This is a genomic window from Mesotoga infera, from assembly GCA_011045915.1.
Taxonomy (GTDB): domain Bacteria; phylum Thermotogota; class Thermotogae; order Petrotogales; family Kosmotogaceae; genus Mesotoga; species Mesotoga infera_D.
Genome location: DSBT01000205.1, coordinates 1 through 1,695 on the forward strand (window position 1 = coordinate 1; position 1,695 = coordinate 1,695).

Consider the following 1,695-nt stretch of genomic DNA (forward strand, 5'->3'; position numbering starts at 1 on the left):
GAGTCAAACCCTCTGCTACCAAGGATCTCATGAATTCAAGCGCTTCAACGGCTTCTGGACTGTTCAGATAAGTCTCGTTTCCCTCTTCGTTGTTTACTACTCCTCCGTTCTGCATAATAAACGCAGAGAGAAGCCACTGGTCTATGGGTATCTCGACTCCCCATCTTACTGTCTCATCACCCGATTTTTTTACCAGCTTTGATGCGTAATCCTTTAGTTCAACCCATGTTGAAGGTGGTTTATCTGGATCCAGACCAGCTTCTCTGAACATATCCTTGTTGTAGTAAAAGATTGGAGTGCTCTTCTGGAATGGAATCGCAAACATCTCTCCTGCAACGTCGCAGTCTTCCAGGAAAGCCTGAAAGTAAGGATCTAGAAATGCATCCCCACCTTCAGCTTCAATGAAGGCTTCCAAAGAAAGGATAATATTCTCGTCTGCGGCCGTCCAAACGTCTGCTGCAGTCAAGAGTGCCACATCAGGCGGATTTCCTGCCTTTGATGCCGTTAAAGACCTTTGAAGGGTCTCTGGATAACCGCCGGAGTAGATTGGTTCGACGATGATTTCAGGATGAGCTTTATTGAATTCGTCAGCAAGTTCACCCATATACCTTGCCAGCGGCCCGGCAACTCCGACCGGGAAATAGAATCTAAGAATAGTCGGATCGGCAGCAATTACAGTCACTGAGAATACCGCCAAAAGGACCAACGCCGTTACTAAGAATCTTCGCATACATTTCCCCTCCTTTTCTTGTTAGGTATATCCCTAACAAAAATCAGTGTTTTTTTGCCCACAAGAATTTCCCCAGGGTCCTCCTGGGATTCAGGCTACTAACGGTAACCTCCACGCTTCCGTTCGCGGAAACCGATAAGAGTGCAAACATTCCTGGAGCTCCCTTCTTTTCCGGCCAAGCCTCCGTAAATGACGGAACAGATATGAATGGCATCCTGTCTCCCATTTCAAAACTGAACCAGTGTACGTGACCATTTACATAAGCAATTACGTTCTTTCCGCTTTCCATTACATCTCTAACTCTTTCTCTATTCTTCACAAATGCCAGATGAGGAAATTCCAGAAAATGAGGATTTTCGGAAATTACCTGGTTGTCCACAGGATGATGGCCGAAAACTATCTTGGGCGTCTCCTCGTTATTCAGCTCAACACTCAGCCACTTCAATTGCTCTTCAGAGACGTTGCCTCCCACACCTTCAATAACGGGCTCTTCTGTGTCCAGAAAAATTAGCTTGAATCCGTTCACATAGGATATTCTTCTTCCAATCTCAGTCCCAAATATCTCTTTGTTTTCCTCCTTAGTCAGATTGTGAAGATCATGGTTTCCTAGTAGCAGATAGCGGGGTATAGACAAACCGCTGATAATTCTTGAGAATTTCAGCGCATTCCTTCTATCTTCTTCATGACTAGAATTGTTCACTCTATCTCCCAGTTCAACTACAATATCCGGTTTGATAGCTGTGTTAATCTCTTTGACTAATCGTTCCATCAGATCCGGTGTCTCTTCTCCTGGCCTTGTTGTATTACTGGGTCCCATATGAACATCAGCAACAAGCAAGATTTCCAGTCTCTCTCGAACGTTATCCTTTTCGGGCTCCATTCTATTGTTTCCTCCTTGATACAGCAACGTTAGCTTTCGCGAAACTGAGATTCTTGCTATCGTCAACTTATGAGCTCTCCATACC

General features: G+C 44.8%; 2 protein-coding genes. Both read right to left on the reverse strand.

The genetic code is table 11. The features are described 5' to 3' along the window. A partial coding sequence (locus tag ENN47_07380; protein HDP77989.1) for an extracellular solute-binding protein occupies positions 1–730 on the reverse strand: 730 nt, incomplete at its 3' end. A gap of 43 nt (positions 731–773) precedes the next feature. After that, entirely contained in the window at positions 774–1,610 is an 837-nt protein-coding gene (locus ENN47_07385) for a hypothetical protein (protein ID HDP77990.1), read from the reverse strand. Positions 1,611–1,695 lie beyond the last annotated feature (85 nt).

Coding starts and splice junctions, on each gene's coding strand:
- ENN47_07385 (HDP77990.1), bottom strand. CDS start 1,610: ATGGAGCCCGAAAAGGATAACGTTCGAGAGAGACTGGAAATCTTGCTT.